The organism is Idiomarina sp. UBA3176, assembly GCF_002364295.1.
Lineage (GTDB): Bacteria > Pseudomonadota > Gammaproteobacteria > Enterobacterales > Alteromonadaceae > Idiomarina > Idiomarina loihiensis.
On record NZ_DEXU01000021.1, the window covers coordinates 1 to 15,800 of the forward strand.

Sequence of the window (15,800 nt, forward strand, 5' to 3'; positions counted from 1 at the left end):
GGAGGCGTATTCTACACGTCCCTCTCGTTTCGTCAACCCATTTTTTTTCAGCTTTTTCAGCCCGGTTAAAACAAAACGCCGTTGTCGGAATTTATTGCAAATACACTTTGCAGATAACTCATGACAACGGCGGCGAATTATAGTGATCTCTGAGTGCCTTGCAAGATCTTTTTAGAACCTTCTTGATCGTTTGGTCAGAACATCACCAACTTGCTGTTTTAATCTTCTTTCTCAGGCTTTTCTGCTTCTTTTTTAGTCTCTTTATTGTCATTAAAGTCTGCGTCATCTTCGTCATCGTCACCAACAACATGACCCAACTTCAACTTCTTCACATTCTTGATGGTCAATACCGGACCCGATAAGGCATATAAAAAGAATATGGAAAACAGAACTAAAGATGGTTGCGTCGCAACAATAACGAAAACCAAAACAATAACGAGAATAACAAGGAATGAAACTTTGCCTTTCCAGTCTACGTCTTTAAAAGAGTGGTAACGGAAATTCGTCACCATTAGCAGGCCGGCACAAATAGTAATAACAGCAGCAAAGCCACCCATGTCACTACCTTCAACACCGTACTCAGCCCCCACCCAGACTAAGCCAGCAACAATAGCTGCGGCACTGGGTATTGCCAGACCCTGAAAGAAGTTTTTATCGGAGGAGCCGAGGTTAGTATTAAACCGCGCCAGCCGTAATGCACCGCCAGCCACAAAAATAAAGGCTGCTAACCAACCTATTTTTCCGAGATCAGCCAAGGCATAGTTATACATGACCAAGGCCGGTGCCATACCAAAGGAGACGATATCGGCCATACTGTCGAATTCAGCCCCGAAGTCACTTTCCGTATTGGTCATTCTTGCAACACGGCCATCCAGCCCATCAAAAACCATTGCAATAAAAATTGCGACTGCCGCTTCAATAAAGCGATCGTTCATTGACGCGACTATGGCATAAAAGCCTGAAAACAAGCCTGCAGTCGTAAACAAGTTTGGCAGTAAATAGATACCGCGGCTCTTACCATTGGTATTTGAGCTGTCATTACTCATGTATAAAACACTCTTTAGTCACTAAATAGAAAGTAGTCAGGTTATCACATTAGGACTTCGAACAGGAAATGCCCGAAGCCCTATGTGGTTATTGCGTGATCACTAACCGCTCATTTTCAACACTTACTTTGATCGGTTTAGCAGGCTCAAGTTCCCCTGACAAGATTTTTTGCGCTAAAGGATTCTCCAGCTCGTGCTGAATAGCACGTTTCAGAGGCCGCGCTCCAAATACCGGGTCGAATCCGGTTCTTGCCAGATGAGATAAAGCGTCATCATCCAATTCCAATTGATACTCTTTGTCTTCCAGACGTTTATAAAGAAGCTGTAACTGAAATTCAGCAATAGACCGTATTTCACTCTCCCCCAGGGGATGAAAGACAACCGTTTCGTCCACACGGTTAATGAACTCAGGACGGAAGTGATGCGCCAGCACTTCCATTACTTCAGCCTTCATCTGCTCATAAGTATGCTCTTTAGCATGTTCCTGAATTAAATCGGAACCCAGGTTAGAGGTCATAATAATAACGGTGTTCTTGAAATCGACCGTACGTCCCTGCCCATCGGTTAAGCGGCCATCATCCAATACCTGCAACAAGATATTAAAGACATCAGGGTGAGCCTTCTCAATTTCGTCGAGCAAAATTACCGAATACGGTTTACGCCGTACAGCTTCGGTTAAATAGCCACCTTCTTCGTAGCCAACATAGCCAGGAGGCGCACCAACCAGACGAGCAACCGAATGCTTCTCCATAAACTCGGACATATCAATACGCACCATTGCATGGTCGGTATCAAACATGAAGTTCGCCAAGGCTTTAGATAACTCAGTTTTACCCACACCTGTTGGACCAAGGAATAAGAATGAACCTATAGGACGATTCGGATCGCCAAGTCCGGCCCGTGAGCGACGAATAGCATTGGAAACCGCATCTACGGCCTCGTTTTGACCCACTACACGACTGTGGATTTGCTCTTCCATATGTAACAGCTTTTCGCGCTCGCCTTCGAGCATTCTATTAACCGGAATACCCGTCCAACGTGACAATACGTCAGCAATTTCTTCTTCAGTAACACGGTTTTTGAGCAAGCTCATATCCTGCATTTCGGCTTGCAAAGCTAAGTCCAGCTGTCGCTCCAGTTCAGGAATACGGCCATACTGAAGTTCAGACATACGGTTTAAGTCACCGGCGCGGCGGGCAATGTCCATGTCGGTACGAGCCTGTTCTAACTGCGCTTTAATATGCTGGGTGCCTTGTACTGCGGCTTTTTCAGTATTCCAGACCTCTTCCAGTTCTTCATATTTACGCTCTTGCTCATCAAGCTCGTCGTGCAGGATTTCTAAGCGTTTTTTGCTCGCATCATCCTTTTCTTTTTGTAGCGCCTGACGCTCAAGCTTCAACTGAATAATGCGGCGCTCCAGACGATCCAAATCCTCCGGCTTAGAGTCAATTTGCATACGAATACTTGATGCCGCCTCGTCAATTAAGTCGATGGCTTTATCCGGCAGTTTACGGTCACTGATATAGCGATGCGATAAAGACGCCGCCGCAACAATGGCCGGGTCCGTGATTTCTACCGAATGGTGTAATTCGTAACGCTCTTTCAAACCACGCAAAATAGCTATGGTGTCTTCCACATTCGGTTCTTCCACCAGAACTTTCTGGAAGCGTCGTTCCAGCGCTGCATCTTTCTCAATATACTGGCGGTATTCATCCAGAGTAGTAGCGCCAACACAATGTAGCTCGCCACGAGCCAGGGCCGGCTTCAACATGTTACCGGCATCCATTGCACCATCCGCTTTACCGGCACCGACCATGGTGTGCATCTCGTCAATGAACAAAATAATGCGGCCTTCCTCTTTAGAAAGCTCGGTTAATACAGCTTTGAGCCGCTCCTCAAATTCACCACGGAATTTCGCACCCGCTAATAACGCGCCCAAGTCCAGAGACAATACCCGTTTATGCTTTAAACCTTCGGGTACTTCACCGTTAACGATGCGCTGGGCCAGACCTTCGACAATGGCGGTTTTACCAACACCCGGTTCACCAATAAGAACCGGATTATTTTTTGTGCGGCGCTGCAATACCTGAATCGTCCGGCGAATTTCTTCATCACGACCAATAACAGGGTCAAGCTTGCCTTGCTCCGCACGTTCGGTTAAATCTATGGTGTACTTATCCAATGCCTGGCGCTTATCTTCGGCATTAGGGTCATCCACTTTTTCGCCATCTCGAATATCGTTAATGGCTTTTTCCAGCGCTTCGCGTTTTATGCCCTGCTGACGGAAAATATCGCCCAACTTGCCTTTATCTTCCGTCGCAGCCAATAAAAATAGCTCAGACGAAATGTACGAATCATTTCGTTTCTGCGCGTATTTATCGCACAGGTTTAAAAGTTGAGCTGTGTTCTGCGATAACTGAACGTCACCGCCGGTGCCCTCAACCTGAGGTAAGGCGTCCAGGGCTTTCGACAAGTTTGCTCTGAACTGGGGAATGTCCACGCCTAGCATAGTAAATAAAGGGCGCACTGAGCCACCATTTTGATCCAACAGTGCCTGCATTAAATGGACGGGTTCTATAAATTGATGGTCACGTCCCAGAGCAATTGACTGAGCATCGGCAATCGCCATCTGAAACTTACTGGTAAATTTATCGTGTCGCATCGGTACTTCCTCACTTAATTCTTTCGTTAAGTTAAATGTGGGTACTTTTTGCGCATTTTCAAGTGATTAAAATTAATTTCGCCAAATAATTGACGCAAATCTAGCTGCAGCTTTCTCCTTGCGCCAGGAGTACCAGTTTCGGTTATTAAGAACAGTACATTCGCTGCTTTTGGTTATAGCCTCAACACCCGCGCGCAAACACTCGTCCGCTGCAATTGAGGCTAAATCGGCTAACCATTTACCGGAGTGAGAAAGAAAATATTCTGCATTAGATGAATGACGAACAACGAACCTGTCTCGTACATCATCACCTACTTCAAAAGCCGAAGCGCCGATAGACGGTCCTATCCAAATTCGAAGTTGAGCCGCCGGAGTTTTAAAGCTTGCCAGAGCATTTTGTAATACCCCGTCGGCTAAACCTCGCCAGCCGGCGTGCACGGCTGCAATTTCTTTTCCGTCATTGGAGCAACAAAGAACAGGCAGACAGTCTGCGGTTAAAACTGCACAAACACTCTGGGGTAGGTCACTATAGGCAGCATCCGCAACAGCGGACTTAAAAGGCCAACGCAAAACCCTATTGGTATGTTGCTGCTGCAACCAGGTAACCGCAGTTGGCAACTTGAGTGAGCGCTGCAACTGTCGGCGACGCAGAAGAACAGCCGCAGGATCGTCTCCCACATGCACCGCCAGGTTTCCAAAAGCTCTGGTGGTCACTGCCGCATGAACATTCGGCGGCAGCTCCCAGTCAGGAACGATAATGCCGTCATGCTGACTTGAAACGTTCATGATCAACACGCAGTTCTTCAATTAGATATTGAAAATCGGTTGGCCGCGGAACATTAAACTCCAGCCAGTCGCCGGTAATTGGATGATGTAAGCCCAGAGATGCAGCATGTAACGCCTGGCGGTTAAACCCTCGCAAAGTTTGTAATAGACGATCTTCAGCCTGTTTGGGCGGACGTGGACGACCACCATAGGTTAAATCACCGACTAAGGGGTGGCGAATATGCGCCATATGCACACGAATCTGGTGAGTTCTGCCGGACTCTAGACGCAGACGAAGTAATGTATGCGCTCTGTAACGATCCAGCACACGATAATGTGTAACTGCTGCCTTGCCAGACTGCACCACCGCCATATGCGTGCGTTTTGTCGGATGCCGACCGATAGGTTGATCAACCATGCCGCCGGCAGTCATTACGCCATTACAGACCGCTTCATATTCGCGGGTAATGTCCCGATCCTGCATCATTGATACTAATTGCGTTTGTGCAGGCACGTTACGCGCAACAACCATCAGCCCGGTAGTGTCTTTATCTAAGCGATGAATAATACCCGCCCGCGGCACCAAATCGAGCTGTGGATCGTAATGCAACAAACCATTAAGTAGGGTTCTGTCAGGCGCTCCTGCACCGGGATGGACAACTAAGCCCGCAGGCTTGTTGATGACCAGAATATCCTCATCTTCATAAACGATATCCAGTTCCACCGGCTGTGCTTCGTGCCGCTCCTCCCCCTCAATTTCTGCGTCCACTGCAACTAAAGCACCGGCAACCACCTTTTCTCGCGGTTTCTCGATGACTTTTGTGTCAATGGTCACTTTTCCATCAGTTATCCAGCTTTTTAAGCGAGACCTTGAGTAGTCGGGGAACAACTCTGCAAGTGCCTGGTCTAATCTTTTTCCAGCCAGAGACTCGGTAACAATGGCTTCTAATTCAATGCTTTTGTTCATATATTGGGTTTCGACTGTCAAAGCCTTTACGGCTGCGTTAGAATGCAAGAATATGCTAGTGTAACGGTTTGCCGGTGCAGCGCCAAAAAAATAAAGGGAATCCTTCATAATATGTTTAGTAATAAGTTAAGCCGAAGCCTCGTTTTATCATCGGTTCTGGGATTAATGTTAGCGGGTTGTTCAAGCCAGTCGGAAGAAGAGCAAGTTGCGAAAACACAAGTCGAAGCCATGTATGAGCAGGCTCAGGAGAGTATGGCTAATGGTAATTTGAATTTGGCGCAGGAGCAATTATCCGGCCTGAACAAGCGTTACCCTTTTGGTCCTTTTGCCCATCAAATTCAGCTAGACCTTATTTATCTGCATTATAAACTCGATAATACAGATGAAGCTTTAGCCGCGATTGATCGTTTCATCAGCCTCAACCCAAATCATAAAGATGTCGATTATGCACTCTATATGCGTGGGCTGGTTAATCAGCGTGCGGAGCACAACGCTATACATAATCTGGCTGGCGTTGACCGCTCTGACCGGGACTCATCTATGGCGGAAGAAGCGTTTAAAGATTTCGCTGAGTTAGTTCGCAAGTACCCGAAAAGCGAATACGCTGCAGATGCTAAGAAGCGTTTAATTGCATTAAAAAGCCGTTTAGCTAAAAAAGAACTGGCTATCGCTCAGTACTATATGGAGCGTCAGGCATACTTAGCAGCAGCTAACCGCGGCCGGTATGTATTAGAGCACTTTTCAGATACACCGGAAGTAGAGAATGCCTTAGCGATAATGGTAGAAAGTTATGATCAACTGGAACTGCCCGAACTGCGTGAAGACGCAATGAAGGTGCTGAGAGCAAACTTTCCTGAGAATCAGTTAGTCTCAGCCCGCTAGTTTCTTTCAACGAATGGCGCGGTAGCTTATACCGCGTCCTCGTTTTCCTCTCCGGTACGAATACGAATAACACGTTCAATTTCGGTAATGAAAATTTTCCCATCACCAATTTTCCCAGTTTGAGCTGTTTCCATAATGGCTTCAATACAACGCTCAACTTCGCTATCCGCAACCACCACTTCCAGTTTTACCTTTGGTAGAAAATCGACCATGTACTCCGCGCCGCGATAAAGTTCGGTATGGCCTTTCTGACGACCAAAGCCTTTTACCTCTGACACAGTCATACCGGCAATGCCGACTTCCGACAGCGCTTCGCGCACGTCGTCCAACTTAAACGGCTTAATAATGGCTTCAACTTTTTTCATCAGTATTTGTCCTATTGACCTTGTCGCTGTAATTCATGGCGATAGTGACTGGTAATAGGGTAACGACGATCTTTACCAAAGTTACGAGGTGTTACTTTAGGCCCGACCGCAGATTGGCGACGCTTGTATTCATTCAAGTCGACCAGGCGAACCACCCGGCGCACGTCCTCCTCTGTAAATCCGGCTGCGATAATATCGGTTACCGACCAGTCTCTCTCTACATACAATGCCAGAATGCGATCTAAATCGCTATAGTCCGGCAGGGAATCAGAATCCACTTGATCTGGTGCGAGTTCAGCAGAAGGCGGTCTGTCTATAACCCTTTGAGGTATGCAGGCGCCCCGCGTATTGCGAAACTCAGCTAATTGATAAACCAGCAATTTGGGAATGTCTTTAATAGGCGCAAAACCGCCGCACATATCACCGTATAAGGTTGCATAACCCACCGCCATTTCGCTTTTATTGCCTGTAGCCAGCACCAGCGAACCGGTTTTATTCGATAAGGCCATAAGCAATACACCGCGGCAGCGGGACTGCAGGTTTTCCTCGGTGGTATCGGTTTCAGTCTCACCGAATAACGGTCCCAACTGAGTCATAAACTCATTAAACATGGGCTCAATTGGCACGACGTCGTAGCGAACACCTAAGGTATCGGCTTGTTTCTCGGCGTCTTCCAGACTCATATCTGAAGTATAGCGGAACGGCATCATCACCGCGTGAACCTTATCAGCTCCCAGCGCGTCGCTTGCTATTGCCAAAGTTAATGCCGAATCGATACCACCTGACAAACCCAATGCAACGCCGGAGAAGCCATTCTTGGTCACATAGTCACGCACCGCCAGCACCAAAGCGTCATAAACATGAGCCAGATCATTTTGCTCGGCATGTGCCTCAAAACCGGCACAACGGATACCTTTGTCTTCGTAAGTTACAGTTGCCGTGGTCATTTCACAGTGCGGTAACTCGGCGACCAACTCACCTTCGGCATCTAAAACCAGTGAATGGCCATCGAACACCAGTTCATCCTGCGCACCGCAATTATTCAAATACAAAATGGGTTTGCCGGCTTCTGCCACACGCTGCTTCAACACACCTAAGCGTTGTTCGTGCTTGTTTAACTCATACGGGGAAGCATTAATTGAAAGCACCAGATCAATGTCGTCGTCCAGTAATTGTTGTAACGGTTGCGGATGCCACAAGTCTTCACAAATTTGTAAGCCAATGCGCACGCCCTGCCATTCAAACACCTGACTCTGATGGCCCGGAATAAAGTAGCGTTGCTCATCAAAAACACCGTAATTGGGCAAACGCTGTTTAAAGTAGCGATGCAGGCATTCCCCGCGATGTAGCACGGACATTGCGTTGAAAAGCTCTCCGCCAACAGCCTGAGGGTGACCAACAATAACTACACAATCTGAAGCTGCTGCGCTGATTTGCTCTACGGCGTTATCCACCGCCTGATGTAAGTCATCGCGGAATAATAAGTCTTCCGGCGGATAACCCGTAATAGCCAGCTCAGGGAACACAATAATGTCGTGTTGCTCACCCTGCTCACGCAGCGTCTTTAAAATTAGGGCGGTGTTGTTGTGAATGGCACCAACCGTAAAGTCCAGCTGTGCCAGGCACAAAGAAAGTTTAGCCATAACTGCTTAGTCCAAATTTGCCACTGCCGATATCGGCACGAATGGTGGCGAATGATATAGCAGCCCGTCTTATCGCGCAAATTATGCGAGTCTAATGACGTCGTAATTCGGCTGGTTAGTAACGTAAATCGTCCGGAATATCTTTATCCATAGGAGGTTTTTTCGGACGTTTCGCCTGTCCTTTCTTAAACATTCGTAATTGATATACGTATGCAAGAATCTGTGCCACGGCCACGAACAAGCCTTTCGGGATTTCTTTTTCCAGCTCGGTGGTATGATAAATTGAGCGGGCAAGCCCCGGCGAAGCAACCAGCGGAATTTCATATTCCAGAGCAATTTCACGAATTTTTGCAGCGGTTTCATCGGTTCCTTTAGCGAGAAGAACCGGCGCCTGCGCGCCACCATCATCGTATTTCAACGCGACAGCGTAGTGCGTCGGGTTCGTGACAACAACATCGGCCTTAGGTACTTCCTGCATCATTCGACGGTTTGCCATTTCCATTTGCAGGCGACGAATACGCCCTTTCACTTCAGGACTCCCCTCAGTGTCTTTATGTTCGTCCTTGACTTCCTGCTTACTCATTTTTAAGTCTTTATTGTGTTTCCATACCTGAAAGGGAGCATCAATAACGACGATAAGGAATATCGATAAACACAACAGTAAGAACATCCATAGCAGGGTGTCCAGCGCGTTCCCAATCATGGTCGGCATCTGTCCCATAGACATTTGCAGAATATCGACAAATTTCCACTTAAGCAGAAAGTATGCAGAAACAGCTACCACCATAAACTTAGCTATGGCTTTTATCAGCTCCACCAACGCCTGAACACCAAACATCCGTTTAAATCCATTAAGCGGATTCATCCGGTTAAATTTAGGTGCCATTGCCTGAGCGGAAAAGTTAATGCCACCCAACCAGCTGTTTCCAAGGAAGGTAAACACAACGATAAAGGCAAAAATGGTCAGTATTGGCCAGAGTATTTCACCAAAGGCAATGGCAAAGGCTTCATACATTTTGCTGGTGTCAAACGCGTGCTGTCGGTCAAGCGTAAACATAATTTCAAAAACGTTACGCACGCCCTGGTACAGCGCCCCACCGAACCAGAAAAACGAAACTGCGGCACTCACCAATACAAAGCCGGTTCCCATTTCTTTGGAGCGAGCAATTTGGCCTTTATCGCGGGCTTGCTGTTTTCGTCGCTCCGTGGGGTCTTCTGTACGTTCCTGATCAGTCTCAGCCATGCTTACTGCCCTTTGTCAGAGAAAGTCGATTTAAGCACATTGACTACCCAATATCTCGCACATGGTTTGTACCACCCGCGCCCATTGGTTTTCGAAGTGGAAAATAAAGCCCCCCATGGTTAGCCACACAACCACTAATCCACTGACCATAGTAATAGGAAAACCAATAGCAAAAATGTTCAGCTGTGGAGCCGCCCGGGTCATAACCCCAAAGCTTAAGTTAATTAGCAGCAACGCAATGACCCCCGAAAGCATCGCCGTTAACGCCGCCGAGAACATGTAAACGCCCCACTCCGCAACCGCAAATAAAGCGTCGGCATCCAACCCGGTCATACCCACAGGTATTGCGTCAAAACTGGCAACAACCATATGAATCATTAATAAATGCCCGTCGAACGCGAGAAAAACCAGACTGGCTAACATTAAAAAGAACTGTGCAATAACCGGCACTTGCTGGCCGTTGGTGGGGTCAACCATAGAGGCGAAACCCAAACCAATTTGCATGGCAATAATTTGGCCACCCAGAACAAATGTTTGCAGGAACAAAATGGAAAGCAACCCTAAGGCAACCCCAATAACGACTTGCTGCGCTGTAACTAAGAAACCGCCTACCGACATCATTTCAACGCCCGCATTAATTTCCGGCAAAGCAGGTGAAACGGCCATAATAATGGCAAGAGATAAAAAGATTTTGACGCGGGAGTTCACTATGGTGCCGGAAAACAGTGCCATACTCATGATCATTGATGACACCCGTGTTAGCGGCCACAGGTGTTGTTCCAACCACTCGAGCAGAACAGAAGTCACCAGATCCATTAGCCGACCACTTCAGGTATCCGGTTAAACATTTCGATAGTGAAGTCCATTACGGTTTCAGTCAGGAAGTGTCCACCAAGACCAATAACGGCAAGAGTGACAAGTAGGCGGGGCAGAAAGCTTAAGGTTTGCTCGTTGATAGAGGTAGCTGCCTGGAAAACCGCAACGACCAGACCCACTAAAAGTCCGGGAATAATTATAAAAGCCACCATAATCACTATGGTTTTCAAAGCTTCCTGAAAAATGTCGAGAAACATTTCCGGTGACATATTGCCTCCTAAACCCCGAAACTTCCGGCCAGGGTACTCATGGTTAAACTCCAGCCATCAACCAGCACGAACAACATGAGTTTAAACGGCAGCGATACGATCATGGGCGACAGCATCATCATACCCATGGCCATGAGAACGCTGGCGACCACCAAATCAATAATCAAAAACGGAATAAACAGCATGAAGCCTATTTGAAAGGCGGTTTTGAGCTCGGAAGTTATAAAGGACGGAATAAGCACCGACATAGGCACGTCCTCCGGCTCTTGCACGCCCTCGGTTCCTGATATTTCGACAAAGGTTTCTAAATCGGTTAAGCGTGTTTGCGCCAGCATAAAGGCTTTTATCGGCGCTTTTGCTCTGTCGACCGCCTCCATCGACTGTATCTCTTCATTTAAGTAGGGTTGTAACGCTTTGTCATTTATTTCGTTTAAAACCGGCGTCATGATGAAAAAGCTTAAAAACAGCGCAATGCCCAGTAGCACCTGATTAGAAGGCGACTGTTGCAGACCGATGGCCTGACGCAGAATAGCTAAAACGATAATAATTCGGGTAAATGAGGTCATCATAATGACCATAGCGGGAATGAAGGTCAGCGCCGTCATTATCGCCAAAATTTGCAGCGTTACAGAGTACTCTTCACTACCATCGGGGTTTGTTTTTACCGTAACCGCAGTAAGATCCTGCCAGGCGAAAGCCTGCTCAGGCAGCAAACACAACACGGCTAAAATACAAAGCAGCAACCAGCGGTTCATTGTTCTTGTTTTCCTTCCAGGTTGATATCGCCTGGCAACTCTTTCAGGCATTCTATGCGTTGCTGAGTGACACCAAGTAACAATTTCTGCCCCCCAACATCCACAATGACCAGCCGCTCTTTAGGCCCTAAAGACACGCTACTCAGTACTTTCAGACCAGATGCGCCCTGAAACTTGAGGTTAAAGCGTTTTAACAGCGAGGCTAAAACCACAATCACCGCTAAAACGGCAAAAAGCGCCAAAACCATGGCGCCTATGTCATTGCCTGAAATAATGCCAGCTTTCTCTTCCGCCTTGGCAGCAGAGGGCAACAGCACCAAACTAGCGAAGCTTACGAATACGTTCAATCTGACTAATAACATCGGTTAAGCGTATCCCGAATTTATCATTAACAACAACCACCTCGCCATGCGCAATCAAGGTGCCGTTAACCAGTACATCCAGTGGTTCACCGGCAACACGTTCCAGTTCCACCACAGAGCCCTGGTTCAATTGCAGCAAATTACGAATGCTAATTTGGCTACGACCCACTTCCATAGAAATGGTAACAGGAATATCGAGAATGGCGTCGAGCTTGCGCTTTTCTTCCTCGGTTACCGGCTTATCTTCACTCAGTTCTTCGAGTTCAGCGGTCTGCACGTTATCCATACCAGAATGACTGGACGACTTTCCTGCGCCTTCACCGGCTCCTGATTCGCCACTTTCTTCATCTTCAGCAGCTTCCTGTTCAGCCATTGCTGCTTCCCAGTCATCCATATCTTTATCATCGTTACTCATGTTGCAACCTCACTTTCTCAAGCAGCAATTATTATAAATCAATATCTTCTTCTAACTGTTGTAACTCGGCATCACCACCAATTCGGCGGCCTCCACGAGTCAACATATGAATATCCGACTTCACGGTTTCAGGGCGTTTAATCTTCTCTGAAATTTTCAAAGCGACATTGTCTCTTGAACGCCCCATTTTCGCATGGAAAGTCGGTAAATCTTCAATTAGTACGGTTAAGTCGTCTGGCAACTCAAGCGGAATAACATCGCCTTCGCGCAAATCCATCACCTCACGTAACGACATTTCGGTTTGCGCCAGTTTGGCAATCATTTCCACCGGAACATCCATAATCTCGTCACGTAACGCTTTACTCCAGCGCATATCGGTGTCTTCTTTATCCGACTGCACACCGGCATCCAACAGCTCGCGAATGGGCTCCAGCATGGAGTAAGGCAATGCAATGTGGAAATCTCCCCCGCCACCATCTAGCTCAATATGAAACGAACTAATAACGATAACTTCGGTTGGGCTAACAATGTTCGCCATGGCCGGGTTAACTTCCGAGTCTAAATACTCAAAGCCCACGTCCATGACCGGAGCCCAGGCTTCTTTGTAATCTTCAAATACCAGCTTCAGCAACATTTGAATGATGCGGCGCTCAGTCGGCGTAAATTCACGGCCTTCAATTTTTGCATGATAGCGACCATCGCCACCGAAAAAGTTATCGACCAGAATAAAGACTAAACGTGCCTCCATAGTGATTAGTGCCGTTCCTTTAAGCGGGCGGAAACGCACCATGTTTAAACTGGTCGGTACGAACAATGTATGCACGTACTCACCAAATTTAATCATCTGGACACCGTTAATAGACACTTCTGCGGTGCGGCGCATCATGTTAAACAAGCTGACCCGCATATGGCGGGCAAAACGCTCATTAACAATTTCCAGCGTTGGCATACGCCCACGAACAATTCTATCTTGCGACGAAAAGTCATAGTCGAGCGCATCCGCAGAGGCGGATTCTTTCTCTGTGTCCTCTTCTTCAACGTCATCAACACCATGTAAAAGCGCGTCAATTTCGTCTTGAGATAGTAAGTCACTCACAGCCATAATAGCTCACTTATTGCATTACCAAGCTGGTAAATAAAACCTGTTCAACAACCGGTTTCCCGGTTACTTCTTCGAGCGCAGAACGAACTTCAGTCAAAGCCAGTTCACGTAACTGACCTTTACCCTCGGCTGTTTTTAACCTGTCAGCCGTGGTTGAGGAAAACACCTCATGCAGCGTGCCTTCAATTAACGGAATATGCTTTTTCGCCAGTTCTTCACTCTCTTCGCCGCGCACCATTAACTGCGCTTTAATTTGTACTGTTCGCTCACGTGAGTCACCCGGGACAATGAAAACGAAAGGCCGGGGCATACCAACATAAAGTGCATTGCCAATTTCCGGGCGTGGCGATGATGACGGTGCCGCTGCGCTGCTCATACCATTTTCGGCAGCAGCTGATTCACCCTCAGACGAGCCACCGAATAGCCACAACACCAGGACTACGGTAATAATTAAAACAATACCGATACCACCGAAGATAATCAGTTTTTTCTTCTTACCACCGGTCTGCTCTTCAGTTTGTTCCGTATCGTTGTTGTCTTTATCTTCTGCCATGCTCAATTTCCTGTATTACCGCCCACCGACAGTTACTATAGCTTGATAGCCGCTTTAGATATACCGTTTCAGACATAGAAATCGACTTGTCCATCAGCAAGCACCCGGCCTTCTTCTAAAGCTATTTCGCCCTCAACAGCCCAGTCTTCCGCATCATGAGATCCTCCGGCTTGCCCGCCAGCGGTGCGCCCGCCTTCTTTGCTTTGCTCTCCAACCTGGGTATCAGCTAAATTGATGCCTTGCTGCTCCAGCATTTCGCGTAATCGCGGCATGGTCGTCTCTAACGCATCTCGAGCCTGTTGTGTCTGGGCCTGAAACTGCACTGATGCCTGCTCACCGCTCATGTTAACGCGAATGTGAACACTACCAAGTTCCGGCGGATCCAGACGAATATCCGCACGTTGGATATTCCTGCTCATCATAATATTGATGCGTTCCTGCAATTTTTGCGACGCTTCCGTTTGCTGCAAGTCTAATGGACGTTGCAATGCCTGCAAAGTATTAGCCTGACTGGATTCATTCGCAGCTACAGTTCCCTGCGCGGTTGACACCATTTGCCCCTGAATGGCCCGGGCCGCACTGGCGTCAACTAAAGCGTCGGTGTTATTCCGAAAGACTTGTCCCTGCTGACCCGCATCGGCTACCTTTGTTTCTGCTTCAACAGCTGTATTCACAGAAGCAGCTTTAGTCGTTTGCTTGCCGTCATCGCTTTTAGCACCAATATCGCCAGAACCAGCTTTTTCTTTACCGGCTTTAACGTCTGTTGCTGTAATAACCGACTCTGACGCCTTACCCTCTACCGACTTTTCACTCAGTCCTGTACGGCCTTTTAATAATTGCCTTACTTCAGCCAATAATTGCTCAGCTTTAGCCGACTGTTCCTGAGTCAAAGCCTGAGGTTTATCTGCGCCGCCATTTTGGCTGGCTAAAATTTTGCGTAACTCGGCAGTAAACTGCTGCAGTTTCTTTTGCTCCGCTAAACTCAACTCACTACTTTCGCCTTTCGCTTGTTGTGCGGAAACCTGCTGCTCTAGTTGCTTAAGCAAATTTGTTAATTCTTCAGCACTTTGCGGCTTGCCTGAATTTTTGTCCGGAGATGCAGACAATTGAGCCAGCACAAGCTCTGCAGCCTCATTCAAAGCCTGAGTTAACGCTTTTTCATTACCTACTAATAACTTATCAGCATCGGCTTTCGGCAATAGCGGTTCAAGCAAATTAACTATGAACTTACCGGCATCTTCAACGGCACTTTCAGTGCCTTCGCCCTGCTCTGCGGCCTGGATCAACTGTTGAAGCTTTGCCTGCAGTGCCTGTTTATCGCTATCGGTCATGCCGGCCAGCAGCTCATCGGCAAATTTCTGCCGCTCGGCATCGGTCATAACGGCATCGCCCTCGCCTTCATCGGCAGAATCCAGCTTAGCCATTAAAGCTTCCAGCATTTCCGCCAGTTGCTCATCTGTCATTTTTAGTTCGCCATCGCCCGCAGCAAGATCAATCTCGTCACTAACCACGGTTTCGCCTTCAGAGCTAACTTCAGCACTTTCCTGCTTCATTTGCTGCAACAATTCCCATAAATTTCGGGTCACCGGCTCGCCAATATTTTTGCGTTCAATGTCTTTGCCTTCAACCTCACCTTCACCGTCATTACCGGCTTTCTGGTAAGCTTCAATTTTGGCGGCCAGTTGTTGCAGCTCTTTATCGCCACTATTTTGTTGTAGCATCAGCCGCGAGAACTCACCGCTATCACCATCGGTGCTCTTTAATGAAAGATCGTTACCTTTACCAATACGTGCAAAGTTGTCGGCAGACTCGGTTAAATTAAGCAGCTGTTGCATAGTTTTATTCCTGAATTAAGTGCTTATTGACGCCTTGCTTAATAATACTTCGCAATGCGCTTGCGCTATTTTCAATAGCTGAGCAAACAATATCTAGTAAGTATCTAAGCAAATTTCGTT

The 15,800-nt window shown here is 47.4% G+C and carries 16 protein-coding genes; 1 reads left to right on the forward strand and 15 read right to left on the reverse strand.

The window, feature by feature from the left end:
• Positions 1-218: 218 nt before the first annotated feature.
• From pssA to rluD, 4 genes are all read right to left on the reverse strand, one after another.
• Positions 219-1,046: a CDP-diacylglycerol--serine O-phosphatidyltransferase gene (gene pssA, locus B2U97_RS08985; RefSeq protein WP_286830443.1), complete on the reverse strand. Its 828-nt coding sequence runs from the start codon at positions 1,044-1,046 to the stop codon at positions 219-221.
• An 88-nt stretch (positions 1,047-1,134) separates the two neighbouring features.
• On the reverse strand, positions 1,135-3,708 hold the full coding sequence (gene clpB / locus B2U97_RS08990) for an ATP-dependent chaperone ClpB (RefSeq protein WP_286830445.1): 2,574 nt from the start codon (positions 3,706-3,708) through the stop codon (positions 1,135-1,137).
• A gap of 72 nt (positions 3,709-3,780) precedes the next feature.
• Positions 3,781-4,494, reverse strand: a complete 714-nt coding sequence (gene pgeF / locus B2U97_RS08995) for a peptidoglycan editing factor PgeF (RefSeq protein WP_286830447.1) — start codon at positions 4,492-4,494, stop codon at positions 3,781-3,783.
• Positions 4,472-5,440: a 23S rRNA pseudouridine(1911/1915/1917) synthase RluD gene (gene rluD / locus B2U97_RS09000; RefSeq protein ID WP_286830449.1), complete on the reverse strand. Its 969-nt coding sequence runs from the start codon at positions 5,438-5,440 to the stop codon at positions 4,472-4,474. Before rluD ends, pgeF begins: the two co-directional genes overlap by 23 nt.
• A 111-nt stretch (positions 5,441-5,551) precedes the next feature.
• On the opposite strand from rluD, the gene B2U97_RS09005 reads away from it, so the two are divergent.
• A complete protein-coding gene (locus tag B2U97_RS09005) occupies positions 5,552-6,322 on the forward strand; it encodes an outer membrane protein assembly factor BamD (RefSeq protein ID WP_286830451.1) in 771 nt (256 codons plus the stop codon).
• A 26-nt stretch (positions 6,323-6,348) separates the two neighbouring features.
• Here B2U97_RS09005 and glnB read toward each other — a convergent pair whose 3' ends face one another.
• From glnB to B2U97_RS09060, 11 genes are all read right to left on the reverse strand, one after another.
• A complete protein-coding gene (gene glnB / locus B2U97_RS09010) occupies positions 6,349-6,687 on the reverse strand; it encodes a nitrogen regulatory protein P-II (protein ID WP_011234436.1) in 339 nt (112 codons plus the stop codon).
• 11 nt (positions 6,688-6,698) lie between these two features.
• Positions 6,699-8,330, reverse strand: coding sequence for an NAD+ synthase (locus B2U97_RS09015; RefSeq protein ID WP_286830454.1), 1,632 nt, complete (start codon positions 8,328-8,330; stop codon positions 6,699-6,701).
• A gap of 115 nt (positions 8,331-8,445) precedes the next feature.
• The gene (gene flhB / locus B2U97_RS09020; RefSeq protein ID WP_286823338.1) at positions 8,446-9,573 is read right to left on the reverse strand and encodes a flagellar biosynthesis protein FlhB; all 1,128 of its coding nucleotides are present in this window, start codon (positions 9,571-9,573) and stop codon (positions 8,446-8,448) included.
• 30 nt (positions 9,574-9,603) lie between these two features.
• A complete protein-coding gene (fliR, locus tag B2U97_RS09025) occupies positions 9,604-10,389 on the reverse strand; it encodes a flagellar biosynthetic protein FliR (RefSeq protein ID WP_011234439.1) in 786 nt (261 codons plus the stop codon).
• Entirely contained in the window at positions 10,389-10,658 is a 270-nt protein-coding gene (fliQ, locus tag B2U97_RS09030; RefSeq protein ID WP_011234440.1) for a flagellar biosynthesis protein FliQ, read from the reverse strand. The genes fliR and fliQ overlap by 1 nt, the downstream gene beginning before the upstream one ends.
• Before the next feature lie 8 nt (positions 10,659-10,666).
• Positions 10,667-11,413, reverse strand: a complete 747-nt coding sequence (gene fliP / locus B2U97_RS09035) for a flagellar type III secretion system pore protein FliP (protein WP_011234441.1) — start codon at positions 11,411-11,413, stop codon at positions 10,667-10,669.
• On the reverse strand, positions 11,410-11,760 hold the full coding sequence (gene fliO, locus B2U97_RS09040) for a flagellar biosynthetic protein FliO (RefSeq protein WP_227016386.1): 351 nt from the start codon (positions 11,758-11,760) through the stop codon (positions 11,410-11,412). Before fliO ends, fliP begins: the two co-directional genes overlap by 4 nt.
• Positions 11,735-12,190: a flagellar motor switch protein FliN gene (gene fliN, locus B2U97_RS09045; protein WP_011234443.1), complete on the reverse strand. Its 456-nt coding sequence runs from the start codon at positions 12,188-12,190 to the stop codon at positions 11,735-11,737. Before fliN ends, fliO begins: the two co-directional genes overlap by 26 nt.
• A 31-nt stretch (positions 12,191-12,221) precedes the next feature.
• A complete protein-coding gene (gene fliM / locus B2U97_RS09050) occupies positions 12,222-13,286 on the reverse strand; it encodes a flagellar motor switch protein FliM (RefSeq protein WP_016341320.1) in 1,065 nt (354 codons plus the stop codon).
• A 16-nt stretch (positions 13,287-13,302) separates the two neighbouring features.
• On the reverse strand, positions 13,303-13,845 hold the full coding sequence (fliL, locus tag B2U97_RS09055) for a flagellar basal body-associated protein FliL (RefSeq protein WP_011234445.1): 543 nt from the start codon (positions 13,843-13,845) through the stop codon (positions 13,303-13,305).
• 68 nt (positions 13,846-13,913) lie between these two features.
• A complete protein-coding gene (locus tag B2U97_RS09060; protein WP_286823339.1) occupies positions 13,914-15,680 on the reverse strand; it encodes a flagellar hook-length control protein FliK in 1,767 nt (588 codons plus the stop codon).
• Positions 15,681-15,800 lie beyond the last annotated feature (120 nt).

Coding starts and splice junctions, on each gene's coding strand:
- pgeF (WP_286830447.1), bottom strand. CDS start 4,494: ATGAACGTTTCAAGTCAGCATGACGGCATTATCGTTCCTGACTGGGAG.
- glnB (WP_011234436.1), bottom strand. CDS start 6,687: ATGAAAAAAGTTGAAGCCATTATTAAGCCGTTTAAGTTGGACGACGTG.
- B2U97_RS09060 (WP_286823339.1), bottom strand. CDS start 15,680: ATGCAACAGCTGCTTAATTTAACCGAGTCTGCCGACAACTTTGCACGT.
- fliN (WP_011234443.1), bottom strand. CDS start 12,190: ATGAGTAACGATGATAAAGATATGGATGACTGGGAAGCAGCAATGGCT.
- fliP (WP_011234441.1), bottom strand. CDS start 11,413: ATGAACCGCTGGTTGCTGCTTTGTATTTTAGCCGTGTTGTGTTTGCTG.
- pssA (WP_286830443.1), bottom strand. CDS start 1,046: ATGAGTAATGACAGCTCAAATACCAATGGTAAGAGCCGCGGTATCTAT.
- fliL (WP_011234445.1), bottom strand. CDS start 13,845: ATGGCAGAAGATAAAGACAACAACGATACGGAACAAACTGAAGAGCAG.
- rluD (WP_286830449.1), bottom strand. CDS start 5,440: ATGAACAAAAGCATTGAATTAGAAGCCATTGTTACCGAGTCTCTGGCT.
- fliR (WP_011234439.1), bottom strand. CDS start 10,389: ATGGATCTGGTGACTTCTGTTCTGCTCGAGTGGTTGGAACAACACCTG.
- clpB (WP_286830445.1), bottom strand. CDS start 3,708: ATGCGACACGATAAATTTACCAGTAAGTTTCAGATGGCGATTGCCGAT.
- flhB (WP_286823338.1), bottom strand. CDS start 9,573: ATGGCTGAGACTGATCAGGAACGTACAGAAGACCCCACGGAGCGACGA.
- fliQ (WP_011234440.1), bottom strand. CDS start 10,658: ATGTCACCGGAAATGTTTCTCGACATTTTTCAGGAAGCTTTGAAAACC.
- B2U97_RS09015 (WP_286830454.1), bottom strand. CDS start 8,330: ATGGCTAAACTTTCTTTGTGCCTGGCACAGCTGGACTTTACGGTTGGT.
- B2U97_RS09005 (WP_286830451.1), top strand. CDS start 5,552: ATGTTTAGTAATAAGTTAAGCCGAAGCCTCGTTTTATCATCGGTTCTG.